The following is a 21,812-nucleotide window of genomic DNA, read 5'->3' as shown; positions in this document are numbered from 1 at the left end:
CGGCCCGCTGTGGAGGTACAAGCGCGACAATCGTAACCGCACGGCGTCGCGCACCGGCCGCAGAATGCGAAACGGCCCCGGCGGCGCCTGACGCGCTACCGGGGCCGAACGTTTGTGGTCTGTCAGTCAGCTGACCCGGATGAAGACCGGGTTGGACTGCCAGATGGCGCGGAACTGGATCGTGGAGCCGGGCTTCGGCGAATCGATCTGCGTGTTGCCGCCGGCGTAGATGGCGACGTGGCCGGGGCTCCAGATCAGGTCGCCGGGGAGCGCGTCGGCACGCGAGACGACGGTGCCGACGTTGCGCTGCGCGGACGACTGCGAGGTCATCGAGATCCCGAGCTGGCCGTAGACGTAGGAGGTGAATCCCGAGCAGTCGAAGCCCTCAGGGGTCTTGCCGCCCGAGCGGTACGGCACGCCGACGTAGCGCGCAGCGACCTCGAGGACCGCGTTGCCGGAGACCGACTGCGGGATGCTCGCACCGGCTGCCGGGGCCTCGGCCGCCGGCAGGGCGGCGCGGGCGGCTGCCCGGGAGGCGACCGCGGCGGTGCGCGGAGCGACGACCGGCTTGGGGGGATCGACCGTGACCGTGACGGCCGGGACGTCGAGCGCCCAGGTGGCGTCGGCGGCGACGGTGACGACAGGTGCGGTCTCGAGCGCAGCCCGAGCCGACGAGGTCAGTGCCGAGGTGTCGACGGCGGGGACCGACGAGACGTTCTCGGTGGTGTTTGCGGCGGAGGCCGGCGCACCGAAGGTCGAGACGACCAGTCCGGCGGCGGCGGCCACGACGGCCGACCGACGGCCGACGACGGCCATGGAGCCCGTCGCGGCGGTAGCGAAGTCATTCAGGGATGTCACGGGGCGGCGCGCTGAGCGGTGCCGGGCAATGCTCACAGTCACGTGAAGCCTCTCCGAACGCCTACGAGGTCAGCTGTCGGGTTCGGGTAGGAAGAGTTCACCCGGCTGAAAGGCCGTCTGATGGCGACGGCCGCTCAACTTCACCCCAAGGACACCGTCACCGATGCCCACAAACTTGGGTCCCCCGCCCCTGCCGGCGAAGTCGTACGGAACCTCGTGCGGCGGCAGGATTAGGCGATCCGCTCGAGGGCTCCGACGGATGAGGGTTCCGAAGGAGCAGGTTGAACGTACCGGACCGGCCGCTCAAATGTCACGTTCTGGTTACGGTGACGAAAGTCACACCACCAGTCCGCCGGTCAGGCGACGACGAAGATGTGCCGCGAGATCTCCTCGGGCAGGTCGAGCGCGAGCTCCTTGCCCGCCGAGCCGACGGTGAGCACCCCGGCACCGGATTCGACCGTGATCTGCGCACCCGGCAGCACCCCGGCCTCCGCGAGGCGGGTGAGCAGCTCCGTGTCGGTCTGCAGCGGCTCGCCGAGGCGGGCGACCACGGCCGTCACCTTGGCGCCGTCCAGCGGGGCCACCTGGGCGAGCGGGACGACGCCGTCCAGGAAGCCCGGGTGGATCGACGCGTCGCCGAGCTCGGCGAGGCCCGGGATCGGGTTGCCGTACGGGGAGAAGTGCGGGTGGTCCAGCAGCTGGACGAGCCGCCGCTCGACGCGGTCGCTCATGACGTGCTCCCAGCGACAGGCCTCGTCGTGGACGAACTCCCACTCGAGCCCGATGACGTCGGTCAGCAGGCGCTCCGCGAGGCGGTGCTTGCGCATCACGCGGGTCGCCTTGAGCAGACCCGCCTGGGTGAGCTCGAGGTGCCGGTCGCCGCTGACGATGACCAGGCCGTCCCGCTCCATCCGGGCCACCGTCTGGGACACGGTCGGGCCGGAGTGCCCGAGCCGTTCGGCGATCCGGGCGCGCAGCGGGACGATGCCCTCTTCGGCCAGCTCGAAGATGGTCCGCAGATACATCTCGGTGGTGTCGATCAGGTCGCTCACGACGGGTGCCTCTCGGGTCGGTCTGTGATGCGCAAGGTTACGTGGTGTTGCCCGACGGCGTCGGGGCGTCCCGCCGCGGAGTTCGTCGCCCGCCGCGTGCGAGGCCTAGGCTCGCGACGTGCCCGAGCCGACTGGTGACAACACCCCCGCAATCGTGATCCCGACCGCGATCCGCCCCGCCGACGGGCGGTTCGGCTGTGGTCCGAGCAAGGTGCGACCCGAGCAGGTCGCGGCGCTGGCCGCGGTCGGCGGCAACCTGTTGGGCACCTCCCACCGCCAGCCGCCGGTCCGGGGCCTGGTCGGACGCATCCGCAGCGGGCTCGGCGAGCTCTTCGCCCTGCCGGACGGGTACGAGGTCGCCCTGGGCAACGGCGGGTCGACGGCGTTCTGGGACCTCGCGACGCTCTGCCTGGTCCGCGAGCGCGCGCAGCACACCACCTTCGGTGAGTTCGGCGCCAAGTTCGCCACCGCCACGTCCCGTGCCCCCTTCCTGGCCGAGCCCAGCGTCCGGACGGCACCCCCGGGTGGTCTGGCGCGTCCGGAGCTCGAGGACGGCATCGACGTCTACGCCTGGCCGCACAACGAGACCTCCACCGGGGTCATGGCCCCGGTCCGTCGGGTCCCCGGCTCGCGCGAGCAGGGCGCGCTGACCCTCGTGGATGCCACGTCGGCCGCGGGCGGGCTCGCCGTCGACGTTGCCGAGGCCGACGCCTACTACTTCGCGCCGCAGAAGTGCTTCGCGTCCGACGGCGGCCTCTGGCTCGCCCTCCTCTCCCCCGACGCCGTCGCGCGCTCCGCCGAGCTCGAGTCGAGCGGGCGCTGGGTGCCGGAGTTCCTGTCGCTGCGCACCGCGATCGCGAACTCGCGCCAGGACCAGACGCTCAACACCCCGGCGATCGCCACGCTGGTCCTGATGGCCGAGCAGCTCACCTGGATGCTCGAGCACGGCGGCCTCGCCTGGACCGCTGCCCGGACGGCTACCTCGGCGGCACACCTGTACGGCTGGGCCGAGGCGCGCGACTGGGCCACCCCGTTCGTGGCGGACCCCGCCGCGCGCTCGCACGTCGTGGGCACCGTCGACCTCGACCCCGCCATCGACGCCAAGCAGGTGGCGGCGGTGCTGCGCGCGAACGGCATCGTCGATGTCGACCCCTACCGCAAGCTCGGGCGCAACCAGCTGCGCGTGGCGCTGTTCCCCGCCATCGACCCCGACGACGTCCTGGCCTTGACGGCATGCGTCGACCATGTGGTCGACCGCCTTGGCTGATCCCCTCGAGGCCGCGCTCAGCGTCCCGCTCGAGCCCATCCGGCTGCGCCGCGACCGGGTCACGATCGCGCTGTACGCGCACTTCGTCGCGTGGGGCTGGCTGCTCTACAGCTTCTCCCCCAGCGTGCCCCTCCTCGGAGAAGAGCAGGGGATCACCAAGGCCCAGGCCGGCCTGCACGGGACGGCCATGGCCATCGGGACGCTGCTGTCCGCCTTCTTCAGTGCGCGCCTGGTCGACCGGTTCGGACGGCGCGGCACGCTGCTCCTCGCCGGCGGGATCCTCGTGCTCGGCGTCGGGACCCTCATGGTCGGCACCACGCTGCCGTTCACGCTGCTGGGGGCGGGAGTCACGGCGATGGGCGGCACGCTCGTGATCTCGGCCGCGCAGCCAGCCCTGTCGGTCCACCACCGCGAGGCGAGCGCGGCCGCGGTCGTGGAGGCGAACGGCGTCGGCTCCCTGTTCGGCCTCCTTGCCCCGCTCGCGGTCGGGGCCAGCGTCGCGGTCGGCTGGGGCTGGCGGCCTGCGGTCGCCGTCACGATCCTGCTCGCCGGGGTGGCGGCCGTGCTGATGGCGTCCCTGCCGGGCCGCGGCGCGCTCGGGTCCTCGCGGCTCCCGGACGGCGCGGGCCGCGAGGACCCCGCGACCAGCTCGACGCCCCCGCGCTTCGCGACCACCCCCGACGTCGGCCACCGCGGGTTCACCCGCACGTTCTGGTTCTTCTGGGTCGGGCTCCTCATGTCCGTCGCGGTCGAGAACGCCACCACGTTCTGGGCGGCAGACCTGCTGATCACCCGCACGGGCGCCGGTCCCGGGATCGCCACCGGCGCGCTCGCCGGGCTCCTCGCCGGCATGAGCGCCTCCCGGTTCGTGGTCGGCCCGATGTCGATGCGTCGCGCCCCCGAGAAGCTGCTCCTGGTCGCCTTCGCCGTCGCCGGGGTCGGCTGGGCGATCCTCTGGACGGCGACGGCGACGGCGCCCGCCCTGATCGGGCTGGTGATCGCCGGGTTCGGCTACGGCGCCCAGTACCCGCTGTCGATCGCCCTCGTCCTGCGGGCCTCGCAGGGACGACCTGACAAGGCCCAGGCCCGCGCGACCTTCGGCGCCGGGGCGGCGGTCGGGGTCGCTCCGTTCCTGCTCGGCGCGCTCGCCGACACGTTCGGCTCGCACACGGCCTTCCTGCTGGTGCCGGTGCTGATCGCCATCGGCGCCGGGGCCGTCGCGCTCGGTCTGCGCAGCGTCCACCACCCCGCTCGCGCGATCCCCGCCAGTCCCTCCTCTACCCGCTAGCACCCCCCGAGCACACGACCGAGCGGTGACGTCAGGGACGACGTCACCGCTCGGAGGTGGTGCGCGGGGTGGCTACCGGACTGCTGGAGCTACCGGCCTACTGGACGGCGCGACGGGCGCGGGCGGAGCGGACCAGGACAAGAGCGGTCCCGGCGAGCAGCAGGCCACCGCCGGCGACCGCGAACGGCAACGCCTCGGAGCCCGTGAACGCGAGGACCCCGGACGAGCCGGTCGAGGCGGACGACGTCGTGTCGCTGACCGAGAGCACCTTGCTCCCGGACGGGAGGCACTTGGCAAGCGCGACCTTCGGGTCGACGTTGACCGCCAGCTCGGTACCGACCCGGAACTCGACGTCTGTCGCGCGGGTCGGGATCGAGGCGGGCCAGTCGACCGTGCCGGAGAACGGCTGGCCGGTCTGCACGACGTCGGTGCCGCCCGGGTTGATCCAGCGCAGATCGACCGTCGTCGCCTCGGTGCCCTCGGCGGTCACCTGGTAGGTCAGCTGGAGCACGCCTGCGGGGCAGATCGGGTCCGCCTGCAGGACCTCGACGACGCACACCCCGCTCGCGCCGTAGCCGGTGTCCTGCTCGGTGCACGCCTCGTCCTGCGCGGACGCGGGAAGGCCTGCGACGAAGACGGACGCGGTGCCGAGTGTCAGTGCCGCCAGAGATCGAGCCAGGTGTCGCATGGTCACTCCTCGGGTGCACGTACGCCGCGAATTGGGCATATCACTGATCAGCATCCTAGCGGGTCTGATTCGGACGAAAACTGCCAAAGGGGTGAATCTGTCCAAAAATGGTCAGCCGCACGCTGCGGTCATGATGCCGGGGCTGGTCATGGTCGGGGTCAGCCACACGGGCAGCTCCGGCACCGCCCGCGGGGTGCGCACCTCGAAGCGGTACGTCGCCCGCTCGCCGGGCGCCAACCGCGAGGAGAGCACCTCGACCGCGCGGCCGGACTCGGTCGCCGTCAGCCCGCCGATGAACCCGTCCCCCAGCCGCATCTCGACGATCTCCCCGCCGACCGGGGCGTACACCGTGAGGTTGGTCGCGACCGAGCCGGTCGGCAGGTTCGAGCCTCTGGGGCCGGTGACGTACTCGGGGTACTCGGTGATGTCGGCCGGCGGGTCGTAGGCGAGGTCGACCCGCACGACCGCCGTCGTCGAGTCAGCCTCGCACCGCACGTCCTCGACCTGGACGTCGGTGGTCAGGAAGTAGTCGAGCTTGCCGGTCGTGCCGTCGTCGAGGAAGACCCCGGCGGCGTCGTCCGCCCCGCCGGAGAGGAACGCCCCGCCGGCGGAGGTCTGCACCAGCTCGCTCTGCTCCTCCGGGTGCGCCGACCACACCCGCAGGCGGTGCTTGCTGCTCGCCTTGCCCAGCTCCTCGACGACCCGGCGGGCCTCCCCCTGCCCGTCGCCGACGGCCCGGAAGATCGTTGACGCGACCCCGGTGAAGAACCCGTCGGCCTCGACCGGGTCGCGCAGCCGCAGGTACGACTCGTGCAGCAGCTCGTCGAGGAAGTTGTCCGTCGTCAGGGTCAGGCCGCCGGGCTCGTCGATCGGTCCGGTCGCCTCGAGCAGGTTCGCGATCGCGACCGCGTCGGTGGCGATCACGCCGTCGACCTCCTCGCCGGTGCGGCTCCGCCAGATCGCGGTCACGAGCTCGGCCGTACGGGGGAAGTCCGGGGTCATCACCGTGTTCTGGATCCACCGGCCGAGGCGGTCGGTGTGCACGGTCACCTCCTCGTCGGTCAGCGGGAGCACGGGTTCGTCCGTGGCGGGGAAGTCGAGGGTCGTGCGCTGGTCGACCAGCTCGATCGACCCGTTCTCCGCCCGGATCACGGCCACCGCCCCCACGATCCCGCCTGCCGTGCGCAGCTCAGCGCTGTTCAGGGACAGCAGCAGGTAGGTGCGCGGGCCGTCGAGGCCGAGCATGGGCGGGAGCAGTCCGGCGAACCGGGCCGTGCCGTCGAGCAGGGCCGAGACCTCCGCCATCCCCTCCTGCACCTGCTCGACCGGTCCGGCGAGCGGACCGACGAGGCGGTCGGGGTCGATCCCGGCGACGGCGTCGTCGGCGTCGCCCACCACGGCCGCCGCCCGCACGAGCGCCGGCGCCGCCTCGGCGAGCGGCGCGAGGTCGATCCGGCCGTCCGTGCCGCGCAGGCCTTGGACCTGCGCGATCGTGTCGATCTCATCCAGCGTCGGCCCGGCGATCCCGGCGACGTCGTCCAGGGCGGCAGAGACGGTCGCGACGGCCGCGAAGCTCGGTCCGACGAAGGGCAGGTGAGCGGCGACCCGCCAGACCGGGTCGGACGTCGCGGCGCGAGCCGTAGCCGCATCGGCCTCGAGCTCCGGCAGCCGATCGGCGACGGAGGCGGTGTCGACGTCGGCCAGGCCGGTACGCACGTCTTGGACGATCTGCTCGGCGTGCAAGAGGGACGTGGCCGCCTGCCAGCCGCGGAACGCCAGCCAGCCACCCGCGGCGAGGACCAGGACGACCGTGGTGAGCAGCGCGATCCGCCAGGTCCGACGACGCCTGCTCCGGCGCGGGCGAGCACGCTGGACACGGACGGGTGGGGTCGGGTCAGGGGTCGACCCCGGGTGGGTGGCATCGACCGGAGCGCTCATCGCATGATCGTCACATATCGGATAGATCCCCGCCGCCACCTGCGGCGCCGTTTCACCCGGCCGCGAGCGCCGAGCCGTCGCGCCGGGCTGCCAGCCGATCGAGCGCCTTGAGGTTGAGCTCGAGGCCGAGCAGCCGGGTGATGTCGGACTCGCTCGGCCGGTCCGCCTCCGACGCGCCGGGGATGAACGCCACGGGATCTGCCCAGTCGACGACCCCCCGACCGGCCAGGTCGGTGAGGTTCTCCCGGACGAGGTCCTGGGTGGGACCCGGTGCCCAGTAGCCGCCGCGGACCGCGTCGTTGGCTCCGCTCGCGGGCACCTGGCCGCCGCGCACCGGAAAACCCATCCGCGCCGCCTTGGACAGGACCCGTCGCCGCAGGCCACGGGAGGAGCGCGTGAACCGGGACTCGAGGACCGCGCCGCCGTCGTACGTGGTGGTCGGCAGCGAGAACAGCCGGGGATAGGCGTGCTTCTGGATCTCCTGGTACAGGTACTGGTCGTTGCGGAACTTCTCGGGCACCCGGAGCATGAAGTCCAGCCACGGCCGCACCAGGAACGGGGTGCAGATCGTGTAGCCCCGCAGGATCCGGGTAGCGGTGTACTGCCGCTGCCGGACCCCGAACACCAGCTGGTCGGGATAGGCCATCAGCGCGTCCGAGCAGAACGGGCCCGCCGGCATCCCGGCCCACGGGTCGAAGTCGGCCGAGACGGTCTTGTCCCACCCCTTGCGCAGGTGGAAGCCCTGGAACTCCTCGACCGCGTCCCGCCACGCCACGCGCTCCCCGGGCGTCGGCGACCGGAAGCCGCCGACCGCGTCGCCGCACAGCCCGTCCCAGAACGCGTGGTCGCGCCCGATCCGCTCGTGCAGCAGATAGCTGAGGTACCGCTGCCCGAACGGGAACGGCAGCGGGACCTGCCGCGCGAGCACCGAGTCGACCAAGCCGTCGGTGCTCCACTCCACGGTGGACGACTCGAGCGTCTCGTGCCGGACCCCGGCGGCCCGGGCGACCAGGGCCGCGTAGTCGAAGTCCTGCTCACCCGGTCGGCCGAAGGTGGCGGCCACGATCTGCGAGCGGTCGAACGTCTCGAGCAGCGCCGCCAGGATCGTCCGCGAGTCGAGCCCGCCGCTCAGGAAGATCACCTGATCGCCCGACGTCGTGGTGCGGCGTGCGCACTCCTCGACCGACGCGCGCATCGCCGCGGCCCCCTCACGCACCAGGGCGGACTCCGACACCTCGCCGAGGTCGCGCCGGGGTTCGCGGGACCACTCCCGCAACAGCCCCAGCGGTTCGGGGTCCTCGGGATCGGGGATGAACCCGAACGCGAGGAACTGCTCGATGCGGTTCTTGTCGAACGCATACGGAGCGGGCCGGCTGACCCCCAGCTCGGTACTCATCGGCGCCCCCCGTTGATCCAGCCCCGCGGCGAGATCGGCCGCACCACAACCTCCGAGCCAGACAAACGTATCGATTCGGACTCGCGCGCGCACGGCGAGCAGGCCCGCTTCCGGCCGGGACCGGGGTCGGGGCGGACCACAAGTAGATTGACTGTCTGACTAGATAGCCCTACTGTCTAGACATGTCCTCCGCGCAGCCGTGGCCCAGCGAGTGGCTGCGCGGTGTGCTGGAGGTGTGCGTGCTGCGCGTCCTGGCCGACGGCGAGACGTACGGGTACGCCATCGCCACGCGACTGGCGGACAGCGGCCTCGGCACGGTCAAGGGCGGCACGCTCTACCCGCTGCTCATCCGGCTGGAGAGCGCCGGCCTGGTCACCGCGCAGTGGCGTGCCGGCGACGGCGGTCCGGGTCGCAAGTACTACGAGCTGACCGACCACGGCCACGCGGAGCTTGCCGGCACAGCCGACGCGTGGGTTCGTTTCACGGCGCTGACCGGCGCGATCATCGCCGATCTCCCGACACCCGATGCCGACGTCACCTCACGTCCCACCCCGAGGCCCGCCCCGCGCACGACCGACACCACGGAGGTTGCCCGATGAGCTCGCCGGTCGAGAGTCCCAAGGACCCGTCCCCGCTCACCCTCGAGCGCAGGCTCGCCCCGCACGTCGACGGGGCCTGGGCCGAGGACTTCGTGCTCGAGCTGCGCCTGCTCGGTGTAGCGGGCGACCGCATCGGGGCAGCGCTGACCGAGGTCGAGTCGCACTGTGCCGACAGCAGCGAGGGCGCGCCGGACGCCTTCGGGGATGCGGTCACCTACGCGCGCAGCCTCGACCTCCCGGTGGACGACGACGAGTCCCCGCGCGCCGTGCTCCGAGCGCTCGCCCCGACGGCCGTCCAGCTCGCCGGCATGTTCATCCTGAGCTGGAGCTTCGGCCCGGCGCTGAGCGGCGGACCGCTCGAGATCACGGTCGGGCATCTGGCGGGCGCCATCGTCGCTGCCCTCGCGATCGCGATGGTCGTGCGCGTCGCCGATCCCGCGCTGCGCCTGCTCGTCCGCCATCCGGTCCGCGCCGGATTCCTCCTGTGGGCCTGGCTCGTCGCGGTCACGGGGGCGTGCGTCGCCGCGCTGCTGCTGCTGGACGCGCCGCTCTGGCGGATCGGTGCCGCCTGGGGCGTCGCGGCCGGAGCGGGGCTCCTGGCCGCGGGCGCAGCCTGGGCGTACGCCGACATCCGGGCCGACCGTGGGTTGGCCGACCCGATCACGTCCCCGCTCGGCCCGCTCCCGCCGTCGACGTCGCGCCGCGGTCGACTGCTCGAGAGCCCCGCGTTCGCCACCCTGACCGCCACCGCGGTGATCCCGGCAGGAACCCTCGGCCTCCTGGCCCTCACGCTCGCGCTCCACGCGACAACCACCTGATCCGCCGAGCACTCCCGAACCACACCACCCGCCTCCCGACAGCCGGACGCCTGTCGCCTCCGACCGCCGAGTGCGGGCGTTCGGCTGCTGCGGACGCCCACCGAGCAGCCGATCGCCCGCACTCGGCGACCCGGATGGGTCGGTGGGCGGGGGTCAGGCGGCGGTGGTGGCGTCTTGGAGCTCGCGTTCGCGGATGCGCCGGGCGGCGTCGTCCCGGGCGGCCTGCTCCTCGCGGGTGCCCGGCAGGGGCTCCGCGTCGAGGTAGGTGACCTGCAGGTACGGGCGGTGCACGTGGTAGCGGACCTCGATGTGCCAGTGACGCACGGCCCAGATCGCGGCACCGCTCGCCACGAGCAGCGAGGCGATCGCACCGACACCGATAGCCCAGCGCGCGCCGTACACCTCACCGATCCAGCCCACCAGCGGCGAGCCGATCGGCGTCGCGCCGAGGAACACGATCATGTAGAGCGCCATCACCCGCCCGCGCATCGCCGGGTCGGTGGTCGTCTGGATCGTCGCGTTGGCTGCGGTCATCATCGTCAGGGACGCCAGGCCTACCGGGATGCACGCGAGCGCGAACGTCGGGTACGTCGGCATGAGCGCCATCACCCCGTCGGCGATGCCGAACGCGAACGCGGAGCCGATGACCAGGCGCACGCGCGGCTGCTCCCGCCGGGCTGCGAGCAGCGCCCCCGCGAGCGACCCGATCGCCATGATCGACCCGAGGATCCCGTACGCCCCCGGCCCCTTGTCGAACTCGGTCCGCGCCATCAGCGCGCTCGTGAGCTGGAAGTTCAGCCCGAACGTCGACACGACGCCGACGACGACCATGATCACGATGATGTCGCTGCGGTGCCGCACGTACGCCACGCCCGCCCGGATCTGACCCTTCTCGCGCACGACGCGCGGCGAGGGGCGCAGCTCACGGGTACGCATCTGGGTCAGCGCGAGGATCGTCGCGAGGAACGAGACCCCGTTGATCAGGAACACCCAGCCGGTGCCGACCATCGCGATCATGAGGCCCGCGACCCCCGGCCCGATCAGCCGCGCGGCGTTGAAGGACGCACTGTTGAGCGCGACGGCGTTCGGGAGCCGGCTCATCGGCACCATGTCGGCGACGAACGTCTGCCGGACCGGGTTGTCGATCGCCGAGACGCAGCCGAGCAGGGTCGCGAACACGTACACGTGCCACAGCTCGACGTGTCCGGACAGCGTCAGCGCGCCGAGCCCGAGTGCCAGCAGGGCGAGCGCGGACTGCGTGAGGATGATCAGCTTGCGGCGGTTGACCCGGTCGGCGAGCAGGCCGGCCCAGGCCGACAGCGCGAGCACGGGCACGAACTGCAGCGCCGTCACGACGCCGACGGCGACGCCCGACTCGTTCGTCAGCACGGTCAGGACGAGCCAGTCCTGGGCGACGCGCTGCATCCAGGTGCCGACGTTCGCGACGAGGGCGCCGGCGAACCAGAGCCGGTAGTTGAAGTAGCGGAACGAGGAAAAGGTAGGACTCATGCGGTAGCGATTCTCCGGAGGATCTCGGTAGCTTCGGCGAGCGTGGCGCGCTCGGCGAGGGTCAGGTCGGCGAGGCGTTTGGCGAGCCAGGCGTCGCGCCGACGTTTCGTCTCGCGCACCTCCTGCTCGCCGGCGGTGGTGATGGTGACGAGGACCTGCCGGCGATCGGTCGGGTGCTCGCTGCGGGCCGCGAGGCCCGCCTCGACCAGGGCCGCCACGGTGCGGGTCATCGATGGCGGCTGGACGTGCTCGCGGTCCGCCAGGACGCCGGGGGTCAGCGGCCCGAGGTTGGCCAGGGCGTGCAGCACGGAGTACTGGGCGTCCGTGATCTCGCTGCTGCTGCGTTCCATCCGCACGCGCCGCGCGGTGCGCAGCAGCGAGATGCGCAACTCCCCGGCAAGGGTGCCGGGGCGGCACTGGGAGGCCTTGATGGCCGACGGCGGCGCTACGACCGGGGCAGGCACGGTGAGACTGGGCATTTCCTTAGGTTACGTCATTACCTTAGGTAACGAAAGTTGAATCCGGGATCTCACCCGGTTGCCGAGGGGCTCTGGGGGGGGCTCCGGGTGGCACCGAGCGAACGTCTCCCTCGCGCGCGCCGGAGACCGGTGGGGGCCCCGAGCGCGGTCCGGCCGCGGACCCGATGGCGGGGGTCTGCCCTGGTGCATAGGCTCACCCGATGCCTACCTCAGCCCCGCCGGCCCCCACCGGGCCCGCGCGGCGCTATCGCTGGGCCCTCGCCGCTGCCCTGGTCGGCTACTCGTCCTTCCTCGCGCTGGTGCTGGGGTGGCCGACGCCGGTCGACGCCCCGGTCGGCGCGACCCTGCGCGGGGGACTGCGCCGGCTGCACGAGTTCGGCGTCCCCGACTGGGTGACCTACGGGAAGATCGAGTTCGGCGCGAACATCGCCCTGTTCGTGCCGGTCGGACTGCTGATCGCGCTCGCGCTGCGCCGCGGCCAGTGGTGGCTCGCGGTGCTCAGCGGCTTCGGGCTCTCGCTGCTCGCGGAGGTCGCGCAAGGGGCGCTGCGCCCCGAGCGGTTCGCGTCGTCGCGCGACGTCGTGGCGAACACGCTCGGCACCCTCGTCGGCGTCGGGATCGCGACCGTGATCGCTCGCCGGGACGCGCGCGGCGCAATCGGACAGGATGCACCCACCTCCCCGACCGAGCGTCCCGACGCCGTCGGCCAGACCGGCTGATCGCCTGGCCCTGGACCCACCGCCGGACCCGCCTGCTCCCGACCGGACCGTCACCGGCCGAGGAGCACCTGCGCGCAGAGCATCTCGTCGCGGTCGAGCACGCAGCCGACGCCGATCTCGGTCAGGACGGGACTGAACAGGTCGGCCCGGCGGTTCGCGGAGGCCAACCAGCCTGTCACCACGTCGGAGGGCGTCGCGGCCGAGCGGCTGAGGATCTCGGCGGCGCGCGTCGCCGGGGCGCAGGCGGCGAGCACCGCGGCCAGGTCGGCGGGCGTCGGCTCGTCGAGGCCCGCGAGCGCTGCCGCCCGCTCGAGCGCGATGTCCGAGGCGCATCCGGAGCCGACCAGCGGCGGCAGCCCGTCGGCGGCACGCGCGTCGTTGACGGCCTGCACGATCGCCGCGGCGTAGGCCACCGGATCGCACGGATCGGAGCTGCCCGACGGCGGTGGCGCGCTCGAGCTGTCGGGATCGCCCGCGGGCGCCACAGCGACGGCGGGCGGCAGCGGGCACACCACCGGGGGTGGCGGCGGGTCCGCGGGCGGATCGGTCGCCGGATCGGTGGCCGGGCCGCCCGCTGGCTCGGCGGGCTCGACCGGTTCGGCAGGTTCGACCGGCGCGGCAACCGGGTCGCCAGCTGGGTCGCCCGCGTCGGCCGAGTCGGCCGGGTCGGCGGGCTCAGCCACCGGGTCACCGGCCGGATCAGCGGGCTCGGCCGGCTCGCCGATCTCGCTGTCCGGGTAGAGGGGATCCTCGAACTCTTCGGACTCGGACTCGTCGAAGGACTCCTCCCCCGGCTCCTCGGACGGCTCTTCGTCCGCCCAGGCGGGAGGCTCCTCCTCCTCCTCGACGAACGGCTCCTCCTCGTCCCCCTCGCCAGTCGCTCCGCTCCGGTACGCGTCGGCCAGCGCGAGCACCCGCACGCCGTAGGCGGCGCTGTGGTTGTAGCGCATCAGGGCGGCGCGGGCGCCGACCGGGTCGTCGACCCGGGACCCGCCGGCACAGAGGGAGCGCGCGGCGGCCAGAGCGCCGTCGTCGATGTCGTGCGGGTCAAACCGGCCGTCACCGTCGCCGTCGGCCCCCGCGCGAGCCCAGGTCCCGGGGATGAACTGCATCGGACCCACCGCGCGATCGAACGTGAGGTCGCCGTCGAACTGGCCGCGGTCGGAGTCGGTGATCCGCGCGACGCCGGGTCGCCCGTCGAGGGGGATCCCGATGATCAGCGGCCGGGACACCCCGTCCGCGCCGAGCCGCGACCCCGCGTACCGACCGTGGTTCGACTCGACCCGACCGATCCCGGCGAGCAGGGCGAAGTCGAGGCCGCACTCGGGATTGGTCAGCCGTAGCGCGAGTGCGGCCTCGTCGTAGGCCAGCAGCGCACGCTCGGGGATCTCACCGGCTGCCGGGGCGGCGGACCAGGACCCGTCGTCGGCCGGCTCGAGTTCGGGCGCACCGTCGGAATCGGGCTCGGTGCTGCCCGTTCCCTCCGGCACGGCCCCCTCCGCAGCGGACTGCCCGGCCGACCACGCCGAATCCGGGACCAGCGGGACCTGGGCACTGAGGGGCGCCGTGGGCGCGGCGTCCTGGGCCTCGAGGGCGCCGAGAGCGGACGGCGCCAACCCGGAGGCGGACACCACGAGGGAGGTCGCGACCACGGTCGCCAGCCCCCAGGCTGCACGTCTGCGCTTCGGGCCGTCCCATCGAGTCATCGGTCGAGACCTCTCCTCGGACCAGGTTCGGCGTGTCCTACCTCGTCTATGTCTCGAGACACCGCCGACTGTCACTGCGTCAAGCCTGCGCGAAAACCTCGCGTCGCGCGCGACGGCCGACGACTCCCACGAGTCACCGCAGGGTCCAGCGGGTGAATTTTCGGTGCGACAGCGCCGCCCCGGTGGCAGCCCGTCGCGGGCCTGCTCATTGTGGATTGCAGGTTTGCCGGCAGGGGGTCTTCGAGCTTCTCCACCCTGGGGACGTCTATGCGCCCCTCCACCATCGGGAGTTGGCTGGCCGTGACGACGACGCTAGGGCACAAGACGACGCTGGGGCATGGGCCGCTGGGGCAAGGAATCGGATCGCCCCGACGCGGGAGGCGGTTCGTGAGCATCGCGACGGTGCTGGGGCTGACGCTCGCGCTGCTCACCGTGAGCGGGACACCCGCAAGTGCGGCCACACCGGCCGTGTACCGGGACCACGTCTACGCGTCGAGCGCCGGCGCGGCGAGCGCGGACAAGCCGCAGAGCAAGCTCTGGTTCAACGACGGGGCGTGGTGGGCGCTGATGGCCAACGCCGCCGGCACGGTGAACATCTTCACGCTGCAGGCCGACCACACCTGGCGCGACACGGGCACCCTCGTCGACAACCGGGCGAAGAGCACGGGCGACGCGTTGTGGGTCGACGGCTCGCTGTACGTAGCGACTCGCACGGCGGGATCGTCCGGAGCCGTGCGGGTGTACCGGTACACCTACTCCACCAGCACCCGCACCTACACCCGCGTTCCCGGATTCGCGTTCACCGCTCCGGGGGGCGGCACGGAGTCGGCAACCGTCGACCGGGACTCGACCGGGGCCCTGTGGGTCACCTTCACCCGGGGCTCGGCCGTCTGGGTGATGCACACCACGAGCAGCAGCCTGACGACCTGGACCGCCCCGTTCCGGATCAGCGGCGCGGACACCTCGGTGAGCTCGGACGACATCTCGGCCGTCATCGCGTTCAACGGCAAGATCGGCGTGATGTGGTCGGACCAGGCGTCGAACGCGATCCGCTTCGCCGTCCACACCGACGGCGCCCCCGACACGAGCTGGACCGTCGAGACGCCGCTCGCCGGCACGCAGCTGGCCGACGACCACCTGAACATCAAGAGCCTGCAGGGCGACGACAACGGGCGGATCTACGCCGCGGTGAAGACCTCGCTGACCGCACCGACCGACCCGATCCTGCTGGTCCTGACCCGCACGGCCGCCGGTTCCTGGTCGGCGGCGACGACCGCCACGGTGGCGGACAAGCTCACCCGCCCGCAGGTGGCGCTCGACAAGACCAACAAGGTCATGTACGTCATGCAGTCGACCGAGTCGGGCGGCACCGTCTACTACAAGTCGTCGCCGCTGGGTGACCGGCCGTCGTTCTCGTCCGGCAAGGGCGCGCCCTTCATCGCCTGGCCCAACGCCAAGATCAACAACGTCAGCACCACCAAGGACCCGGTGACCGCGGCGACCGGCCTGGTCGCCATCGCGAGCGACGAGTTCGCCCACCGCTACTACCACGCGGAGCTCGCGCTCGACGGCAGCTCCGGCGGGGGTGGAGGCGGCGGAGGCGGGGGCGGCGGGACGGAGGAGACCGTGACGCTGGTCCCGACCGCCGACACCTACGCCGTGAGCGACGCCGCCGGCACGAACTTCGGAACCTCCGCGTTGCTCGGCGTCGACGCCAGCCCCGTGACCGTCAGCTACCTGAAGTTCGACCTGAGCGCCTACGCGGGGCGCACGGTCAACAGCGCCACGCTCCAGGTCCGCGTCAGCACCAGCGGCTCGAAGGGCAGACAGAACATCGCGCTGGTCCTCGACGACACCTGGACCGAGACCGGGATCACCTACACCGCCCGACCTCCGCTGACGAGCACAGTCCTCGGCACGCTCGGCCCCACGAGCGTCAACACCACGTACAGCGTGCCGCTGGCTCCCGCTGGCGTCGCCAGCCAGCTCGGCGAGACCCTGTCAGTCGGCCTGGACAGCGCCAGCACGGACGGGGTGGACCTCGCCTCCCGGGAGATCGGCTCGACCGCACCGCAGCTCATCCTGAAGCTCGCGCCGACGGGCTGAGCCGGAGGACCTCAGCAGGCCCGCGCGCCCCACGCGCCGGCGCCGGCGCCGAGCCAGACCGACCCGAGGCTCAGCTCCTCCCACAACGCCTCGGAGCCCCACGCCGTCGCGATGCCGACAGGGGTGGCGTCGGGGTGCATCAGGGTTTCGATCTCGGCGATCGGCTCGCTGGTCATGGGCGGTGCTCCCTTGCTGGAGTGACCCGCAGGTCACGCCCGAGCGGCCGACCGCGACAGCATCGTCGAGGCATCGACCGGGCGAGCACCCCCATGCTCCGCCTCGTGTGCACGAATGCACAAGGCCAGTGAACGAACGTGCACACCGTCCGCGGACGCAAGGGTTCCCGAGGATGCGGAGTCAGCGGCGCGAGCCGAATCGCGTCACCAGCGCCCCGCCGATCGGCGTCACGATGATGAGGATCGCGAACACCCAGGCCCACTCACGGAGTCTGGGCACGAGCAGGCAGACCGCAAGCACGGCGATCAGCAGGAAGACCACGCGCGTACGGCGCCCCGGCCTCGGGGTCGATCGGGTATTCGTGGGCATCGCGACTCCTGCTCCGGCCGAGTCCGTCCCGGCGGCCCCAGTGTGGGCCATCCCCCACGCGGGTCCCCGACCAGACGCCGCCGCATGCCGCGCGACGCGAAGCCCCCGTGCTACCGCCGCCCGAGCGCCCGATAGGTCCAGCCGGCCGCGCGCCACACCTCGGGGTCGAGCACGTTGCGCCCGTCGAGCACGCGCATCTTGTGCACCACGGTCGCGAGCTTGTCCGGGTCGAGGTTGCGGTACTCGTCCCACTCGGTCGCGAGCAGGATCACGTCGGCGTTGATCGCCGCCTCCTCCGCGGTCTCCGCGAAGTTGAGGTCCGGCCACTTGGCCCGCGCATTGGCGATCGCCTGCGGATCGGTGACCACCACGTGCGCGCCCTGCAGCTGCATCTGCGCCGCCACGGACAGCGCCGGCGAGTCCCGCACGTCGTCGCTGTTCGGCTTGAACGCCGCCCCGAGGACGGCGATCCGGCGTCCCACGATCGACCCGCCGCAGACCTCGCGTGCCAGGTCGACCATCCGCACCCGGCGCCGCATGTTGATCGAGTCGACCTCCCGCAGGAAGCTCAACGCCTGGTCGACGCCGAGCTCACCGGCTCGGGCCATGAACGCCCGGATGTCCTTGGGCAGGCAGCCTCCGCCGAACCCGAGCCCGGCGTTGAGGAACTTGCGCCCGATCCGTGCGTCGTGCCCGATGGCGTCCGCCAGTCCCGCCACGTCCGCGCCGGTCGCCTCGCACAGCTCGGCCATCGCGTTGATGAACGAGATCTTGGTCGCCAGGAAGGAGTTCGCGGCGACCTTGACCAGCTGCGCGGTGGCGTAGTCGGTGACGACCAACGGGGTCCCCTCGGCCAGCGGGATCGCGTACACCTCGTCGAGCACGACCTTCGCCTTGGCGCCCGGCTCCCCCTCGGGGATCCCGTAGACCAGCCGGTCGGGGTGCAAGGTGTCCTCGACCGCGAACCCCTCGCGCAGGAACTCCGGGTTCCACACCAGCGTCGCGCCCGTCCCGATGAGCTCGGCGGCCAGTCGCTCGGCGGTACCGACGGGCACGGTCGACTTGCCGGCCACGATGTCGCCGTCGGACAGGTACGGCAGCAGCGACTCGAACGCCGCGTCGACGTAGGCGAGGTCGGCGCCGAACTCGCCGCGCTTCTGCGGGGTGCCCACGCACACGAAGTGCACCTGCGCGCCGACCACCTCGGCCGGATCGGTGGTGAACCGCAACCGACCCGTGGACAGCGTCTCGGTCAACAGCTCGGGCAGTCCGGGTTCGAAGAACGGCGCCCGGCCGGAGGCCAGCACCGCCACCTTCGCCGCGTCCACGTCGAGCCCGACGACGTCGTGCCCCAACTGGGCCATCGCGGCAGCGTGCACCGCGCCGAGGTACCCACAGCCGATCACCGAAATGCGCATGAGCTCCCCCAACAGACGAACGAGCGGTGCCCCCGACGGTTGATTTGTCTCGCAAAGCCTGACATACCGAGTTGCCCGGTTTGTCCACGACTATGGCAATTCACCCACCTGCCGCACGAACCGCCGCGGAATGTGACGCACCTCACGGCGCGGAGGCAGGGCTCAGGAGATGGGCGGCCGACAACGAAACGGGGCTGCCCGCGTCGTCGGGCGCAGTTGCGCACCGGACGACGCAGGCAGCCCCGCACCCACCACCAGCTCGGCGCCGGCCCGCAGGGGGCCGACGCCGGTCAGGCTCGGACCGATCAGACGCCGAGCAGGGTCTTGATCGGGCCGAGCGTGAAGTACACGACGAACAGCGCACCCGAGAGCCACATCAGCGGGTGGATCTCCTTGATCTTGCCGACGGCGATCTTGATGACGACGAACGACACGAAGCCCGCGCCGATACCGACGGTGATCGAGTACGTGAACGGCATCAAGATGATCGTGAGGAACGCCGGGATGGCGATCTCGTAGTTCTTCCAGGAGATGCCCGCGACCTGCATCATCATGAGGAACCCGACGATGACGAGGGCCGGCGTGGCGGCCTCGTACGGCACCATCGCGACGAGCGGCGACAGGAACGTCGCGAGCAGGAACGCGACGCCGGTGACGACCGAGGCGAGCCCGGTGCGGGCACCGTCCCCGACACCCGTGGCCGACTCGATGTAGCTGGTGTTCGAGGAGACGCTACCCACGCCACCGGCCACGGCAGCGAGGGAGTCGACGATCAGGATCTCGCGGGTCTTGGGCGGGGTGCCCTTGTCGTCGAGCAGGTTCGCCTCGGCACCGATGGCGACCATCGTGCCCATCGTGTCGAAGAAGTCGGCGAGCATGATCGAGAAGACGAGCAGGATGACCGCGACGAGGCCGATCTTCTCGATCGACCCGAACAGCGAGAACTGACCCAGCAGCGAGAAGTCCGGCGTCGCGAAGATGCTGTCGGGCAGGGCCGGGACGTCCAGGCTCCAGCCGAGCGGGTTGTCCTCGGAGCGCGGGCCGACCTTGGCGACGGCCTCGATGACCACCGCGAGCAGCGTGGAGAAGGCGATCGAGATGAGGATCGCGCCGCGCACCTTGCGGGTGATCAGCACGATCATGAGGAGCAGGCCGATCACGAACACGACGATCGGCCAGCCCGCGAGGGAGCCCGTCTGCCCGAGCTGCAACGGGACGCCGACGCCGGTGGTGACGAAGCCGGCGTCGTACAGCCCGATGAGCGCGATGAACAGCCCGATGCCCACACTGATCGCGGTCTTGAGCTCAACCGGCACGGCGCGGAACACGGCCTCACGGAAGCCGGTGAGCACGAGCAGCAGGATGAGCAACCCCTCGAGCACGACCAGGCCCATCGCATCAGCCCAGCTGACCCCCGGCAGGCTCGCGATCGAGAAGGCGACGACGGCGTTCAGCCCGAGCCCGGTGGCCAGCGCGAGCGGGAAGTTCGCGACGACCCCCATGAGGATCGACATGATGCCGGCGATCAACGCGGTGGTCGCCGCGATCATCGCGAGGTTCGGCGCCTCCGTCCCGCCGCCGAGGAAGTTGCCGGTGCCGTCCTGCACGGTGCCGATGATGAGCGGGTTCAGCACGATGATGTAGCTCATCGCGAAGAACGTGACGAGGCCACCGCGGACCTCGGTGCCGAGCGTGGAACCACGCTCAGTGATCTTGAAGAACTTGTCGAGGGCGCCGGGCGGGGCCGTCGGTTTCGTGAGCGTGGGGGTCGTCATGGGGGGCATCGTTGCAGAGTTCCGGCCCGGCTAAGCGGGACGTCCACGAGACTTAACGCGCCCGAAACGCGGGAGCGGCAGCGACGGTCGGATTGTCCGTCGGGGTTGGGAGCTAGACGTTGGCTGCCTCGAGCACCTCGACGTCGCGCGCGGCGGACTCGACGCCTGCGGTCGACGTCAGGCGCAGCGTCTGCAGCCCCGGCGTCGCACCGGCGGGAAGGGTGAACCAGACCCGGGTGTCCGTGTAGGTCGGGATCTCGATCGAGGCAGGCAGGCCCGTGATCGTGACCGTGACGATCCGGTAGTCCGGCGCGGTCGCGCCGTCGGGGTCGAAGTTCGACCCGAGGAGCATCACCTTCGTGCCCGCGGCCATGGCCGTGGGGCTCAACGAGGTGATCACCGGGGCGTTGCGTCGCGCCGCCTTGTTCCCGACGTAGGTCGCCGCCGTCAGGCTGGTCAGCCCGAGCAGCACCTCGGGGATCACGGGCAGGGCCCCGGTACGGGTGAGCTGGACCACGAAGTAGAGGATCGCGATGACGTTGAACAGCAGGTACTGGGCGTCGACGAGGTCGGTCGCCCCGCCGTCGTCGGTCGCGACCTGCTTCACCTCGGTGGTCGGCGCCTCGGTCTTCTGCAGGGTCCCGCCCGCGATCTTGAACACGACGATCCCCTTCGCGGCGATCGCAGCAGCGAACGGTCCGGCGAGCAGGATCAGGTAGTCGTCCATCCGGTCGTCCGGGAGGACGACAGCGAGGTCCTCCGACGCCAGGGCGGCACGGAAGAGCAGCCAGGCCATCCCGGTGCCGATGGCGAGCGTCCACAGGCCGGCTTGCGTCAGGGAGGTGGAGAAGCGGCGGTCGTCGCCGATGAGCGGGCGAAGAATGCCGTACTTCTTCTCCGACAGCAGGTGCAGGAGGAGGAGCACGAGCCCCACCGCGCCGAACGCCGCCGCGAACGCCCACGTGGCGTCCGCGTTCTGCGACCGCAGCCCGCGGATGAGGGCGGCGAGGATCCCCAGCACGCTCAGACCGAGGTACGCGCCGACGATCGCGACGCTGCCGAGCTGGACCGGGCGGCTGGCGACCGGGAGCTCGTCGGCGGCGCGTTCGGCTGCGGCGGCGGCGGCGGGCGCGGCTGCAGCTGCGGCGGCGGCGGCGGGCGCGGCTGCGGCTGCGGCTCCGGCTGCGGCTGCGAGCGCGGCTGCGGGAGGTGCGGGTGGAATGGGGGGCGCGAGGGGCAGCAGGGGTGCCGCCGGCGGACGGGCTGCTGGGTCGTCTTCGCCTGGCTGGAGCCCGCTCGAGTTGCGCTGGTTGACCGGCATGGCACCATCCCCGGAAATTGCGGCGGCAGAGCCCCGAACCTAGCGCGGTGCGCCGGTCGGGCACCAGGGTTCGAAACCGACGAGGACCTCGCGCCGCGTCTCGATGTCCAGGGCGGGTTTCGCGATCCGCTGCCCCCGGGGGGGCCTGCGCCCACGGCGACTGAGATGCAGCTGAGCGGCGTCGAGAACTCCTGCGACTGATCTTGCTGTACCCCTTGACCTCTTTTGTCATGGTCGGTAGTATTAGAACAGATGTAGTGTGTCGCTTAGCGTGGATATGATGAGCGTGTGGAGATACCAAAATGCGGGGATAAGCGCCACACGGGCGC

Annotated in this window: 19 protein-coding genes and 1 riboswitch; of the genes, 6 read left to right on the top strand and 13 right to left on the bottom strand. The window is 71.8% G+C overall.

The genetic code is table 11. From position 1 onward, the window contains the following. Nucleotides 1–126: 126 nt before the first annotated feature. Together EUA98_RS16265 and EUA98_RS16260 are read right to left on the bottom strand one after the other, a co-directional pair. Nucleotides 127–858, bottom strand: coding sequence for a C40 family peptidase (locus EUA98_RS16265; RefSeq protein ID WP_242511612.1), 732 nt, complete (start codon nucleotides 856–858; stop codon nucleotides 127–129). Nucleotides 859–902: 44 nt separating this feature from the next. Further along, nucleotides 903–1,105: riboswitch (cyclic di-AMP (ydaO/yuaA leader) on the bottom strand. A gap of 109 nt (nucleotides 1,106–1,214) precedes the next feature. Further along, entirely contained in the window at nucleotides 1,215–1,910 is a 696-nt protein-coding gene (locus EUA98_RS16260) for an iron-dependent transcriptional repressor DtxR (protein WP_130103746.1), read from the bottom strand. A 118-nt stretch (nucleotides 1,911–2,028) separates the two neighbouring features. Here EUA98_RS16260 and serC point away from each other — a divergent pair, with 118 nt between their 5' ends. Further along, entirely contained in the window at nucleotides 2,029–3,177 is a 1,149-nt protein-coding gene (serC, locus tag EUA98_RS16255) for a phosphoserine transaminase (RefSeq protein ID WP_242511610.1), read from the top strand. Then, complete coding sequence (locus EUA98_RS16250; protein ID WP_242511609.1) at nucleotides 3,170–4,465, top strand: MFS transporter; 1,296 nt, start codon at nucleotides 3,170–3,172, stop codon at nucleotides 4,463–4,465. The genes serC and EUA98_RS16250 overlap by 8 nt, the downstream gene beginning before the upstream one ends. A 97-nt stretch (nucleotides 4,466–4,562) precedes the next feature. Here EUA98_RS16250 and EUA98_RS16245 read toward each other — a convergent pair whose 3' ends face one another. The 3 genes from EUA98_RS16245 to EUA98_RS16235 all read right to left on the bottom strand — a co-directional run bounded on the left by EUA98_RS16245 (nucleotide 4,563) and on the right by EUA98_RS16235 (nucleotide 8,487). After that, entirely contained in the window at nucleotides 4,563–5,153 is a 591-nt protein-coding gene (locus EUA98_RS16245) for a hypothetical protein (protein ID WP_130103745.1), read from the bottom strand. Between the two features lie 111 nt (nucleotides 5,154–5,264). Further along, complete coding sequence (locus EUA98_RS16240; protein WP_130103744.1) at nucleotides 5,265–7,091, bottom strand: DUF4012 domain-containing protein; 1,827 nt, start codon at nucleotides 7,089–7,091, stop codon at nucleotides 5,265–5,267. A 52-nt stretch (nucleotides 7,092–7,143) separates the two neighbouring features. Next, nucleotides 7,144–8,487: an asparagine synthase-related protein gene (locus tag EUA98_RS16235; protein ID WP_130103743.1), complete on the bottom strand. Its 1,344-nt coding sequence runs from the start codon at nucleotides 8,485–8,487 to the stop codon at nucleotides 7,144–7,146. A 182-nt stretch (nucleotides 8,488–8,669) separates the two neighbouring features. On the opposite strand from EUA98_RS16235, the gene EUA98_RS16230 reads away from it, so the two are divergent. Continuing rightward, on the top strand, nucleotides 8,670–9,086 hold the full coding sequence (locus tag EUA98_RS16230) for a PadR family transcriptional regulator (protein WP_130103742.1): 417 nt from the start codon (nucleotides 8,670–8,672) through the stop codon (nucleotides 9,084–9,086). Then, on the top strand, nucleotides 9,083–9,904 hold the full coding sequence (locus EUA98_RS16225) for a hypothetical protein (protein WP_130103741.1): 822 nt from the start codon (nucleotides 9,083–9,085) through the stop codon (nucleotides 9,902–9,904). The genes EUA98_RS16230 and EUA98_RS16225 overlap by 4 nt, the downstream gene beginning before the upstream one ends. A gap of 153 nt (nucleotides 9,905–10,057) precedes the next feature. Here the strand turns inward: EUA98_RS16225 and EUA98_RS16220 are convergent, their stop codons facing one another. Both EUA98_RS16220 and EUA98_RS16215 read right to left on the bottom strand, forming a co-directional pair. Then, a complete protein-coding gene (locus EUA98_RS16220) occupies nucleotides 10,058–11,413 on the bottom strand; it encodes an MFS transporter (RefSeq protein ID WP_130103740.1) in 1,356 nt (451 codons plus the stop codon). Beyond that, entirely contained in the window at nucleotides 11,410–11,892 is a 483-nt protein-coding gene (locus EUA98_RS16215) for a MarR family winged helix-turn-helix transcriptional regulator (RefSeq protein WP_130103739.1), read from the bottom strand. The genes EUA98_RS16220 and EUA98_RS16215 overlap by 4 nt, the downstream gene beginning before the upstream one ends. 200 nt (nucleotides 11,893–12,092) lie before the next feature. Here EUA98_RS16215 and EUA98_RS16210 point away from each other — a divergent pair, with 200 nt between their 5' ends. Beyond that, on the top strand, nucleotides 12,093–12,611 hold the full coding sequence (locus EUA98_RS16210; RefSeq protein ID WP_130103738.1) for a VanZ family protein: 519 nt from the start codon (nucleotides 12,093–12,095) through the stop codon (nucleotides 12,609–12,611). 50 nt (nucleotides 12,612–12,661) lie between these two features. Here the strand turns inward: EUA98_RS16210 and EUA98_RS16205 are convergent, their stop codons facing one another. After that, the gene (locus EUA98_RS16205) at nucleotides 12,662–14,317 is read right to left on the bottom strand and encodes a CAP domain-containing protein (protein WP_130103737.1); all 1,656 of its coding nucleotides are present in this window, start codon (nucleotides 14,315–14,317) and stop codon (nucleotides 12,662–12,664) included. A 387-nt stretch (nucleotides 14,318–14,704) separates the two neighbouring features. Here EUA98_RS16205 and EUA98_RS16200 point away from each other — a divergent pair, with 387 nt between their 5' ends. Next, a complete protein-coding gene (locus EUA98_RS16200; protein WP_130103736.1) occupies nucleotides 14,705–16,423 on the top strand; it encodes a CBM96 family carbohydrate-binding protein in 1,719 nt (572 codons plus the stop codon). 11 nt (nucleotides 16,424–16,434) lie between these two features. On the opposite strand, the gene EUA98_RS19850 is transcribed toward EUA98_RS16200, so the two are convergent. The 5 genes from EUA98_RS19850 to EUA98_RS16180 all read right to left on the bottom strand — a co-directional run bounded on the left by EUA98_RS19850 (nucleotide 16,435) and on the right by EUA98_RS16180 (nucleotide 21,483). Beyond that, on the bottom strand, nucleotides 16,435–16,599 hold the full coding sequence (locus EUA98_RS19850) for a hypothetical protein (RefSeq protein ID WP_165372862.1): 165 nt from the start codon (nucleotides 16,597–16,599) through the stop codon (nucleotides 16,435–16,437). Nucleotides 16,600–16,780: 181 nt separating this feature from the next. Continuing rightward, nucleotides 16,781–16,969: a hypothetical protein gene (locus EUA98_RS16195; RefSeq protein WP_130103735.1), complete on the bottom strand. Its 189-nt coding sequence runs from the start codon at nucleotides 16,967–16,969 to the stop codon at nucleotides 16,781–16,783. A gap of 110 nt (nucleotides 16,970–17,079) precedes the next feature. Further along, nucleotides 17,080–18,387, bottom strand: a complete 1,308-nt coding sequence (locus EUA98_RS16190; RefSeq protein WP_130103734.1) for a UDP-glucose dehydrogenase family protein — start codon at nucleotides 18,385–18,387, stop codon at nucleotides 17,080–17,082. Between the two features lie 305 nt (nucleotides 18,388–18,692). Continuing rightward, on the bottom strand, nucleotides 18,693–20,162 hold the full coding sequence (locus EUA98_RS16185) for an NCS2 family permease (protein ID WP_130103733.1): 1,470 nt from the start codon (nucleotides 20,160–20,162) through the stop codon (nucleotides 18,693–18,695). A gap of 112 nt (nucleotides 20,163–20,274) precedes the next feature. Continuing rightward, nucleotides 20,275–21,483, bottom strand: coding sequence for an IPT/TIG domain-containing protein (locus EUA98_RS16180; RefSeq protein ID WP_130103732.1), 1,209 nt, complete (start codon nucleotides 21,481–21,483; stop codon nucleotides 20,275–20,277). Nucleotides 21,484–21,812 lie beyond the last annotated feature (329 nt).

Source organism: Pengzhenrongella frigida, assembly GCF_004168625.1.
Taxonomy (GTDB): domain Bacteria; phylum Actinomycetota; class Actinomycetes; order Actinomycetales; family Cellulomonadaceae; genus Pengzhenrongella; species Pengzhenrongella frigida.
Note: the sequence above shows the minus strand (reverse complement) of the source record. Positions and strands in the feature narration are given on the sequence as shown.

Bases quoted from the DNA above. Each gene is read 5' to 3' on its own strand.
- EUA98_RS16245 (WP_130103745.1), bottom strand. From the start codon at position 5,153: ATGCGACACCTGGCTCGATCTCTGGCGGCACTGACACTCGGCACCGCG.
- EUA98_RS16240 (WP_130103744.1), bottom strand. From the start codon at position 7,091: ATGAGCGCTCCGGTCGATGCCACCCACCCGGGGTCGACCCCTGACCCG.
- EUA98_RS16235 (WP_130103743.1), bottom strand. From the start codon at position 8,487: ATGAGTACCGAGCTGGGGGTCAGCCGGCCCGCTCCGTATGCGTTCGAC.
- EUA98_RS16230 (WP_130103742.1), top strand. From the start codon at position 8,670: ATGTCCTCCGCGCAGCCGTGGCCCAGCGAGTGGCTGCGCGGTGTGCTG.
- EUA98_RS16225 (WP_130103741.1), top strand. From the start codon at position 9,083: ATGAGCTCGCCGGTCGAGAGTCCCAAGGACCCGTCCCCGCTCACCCTC.
- EUA98_RS16220 (WP_130103740.1), bottom strand. From the start codon at position 11,413: ATGAGTCCTACCTTTTCCTCGTTCCGCTACTTCAACTACCGGCTCTGG.
- EUA98_RS16215 (WP_130103739.1), bottom strand. From the start codon at position 11,892: ATGCCCAGTCTCACCGTGCCTGCCCCGGTCGTAGCGCCGCCGTCGGCC.
- EUA98_RS16210 (WP_130103738.1), top strand. From the start codon at position 12,093: ATGCCTACCTCAGCCCCGCCGGCCCCCACCGGGCCCGCGCGGCGCTAT.
- EUA98_RS16205 (WP_130103737.1), bottom strand. From the start codon at position 14,317: ATGACTCGATGGGACGGCCCGAAGCGCAGACGTGCAGCCTGGGGGCTG.
- EUA98_RS19850 (WP_165372862.1), bottom strand. From the start codon at position 16,599: ATGACCAGCGAGCCGATCGCCGAGATCGAAACCCTGATGCACCCCGAC.
- EUA98_RS16195 (WP_130103735.1), bottom strand. From the start codon at position 16,969: ATGCCCACGAATACCCGATCGACCCCGAGGCCGGGGCGCCGTACGCGC.
- EUA98_RS16190 (WP_130103734.1), bottom strand. From the start codon at position 18,387: ATGCGCATTTCGGTGATCGGCTGTGGGTACCTCGGCGCGGTGCACGCT.
- EUA98_RS16185 (WP_130103733.1), bottom strand. From the start codon at position 20,162: ATGACGACCCCCACGCTCACGAAACCGACGGCCCCGCCCGGCGCCCTC.
- EUA98_RS16180 (WP_130103732.1), bottom strand. From the start codon at position 21,483: ATGCCGGTCAACCAGCGCAACTCGAGCGGGCTCCAGCCAGGCGAAGAC.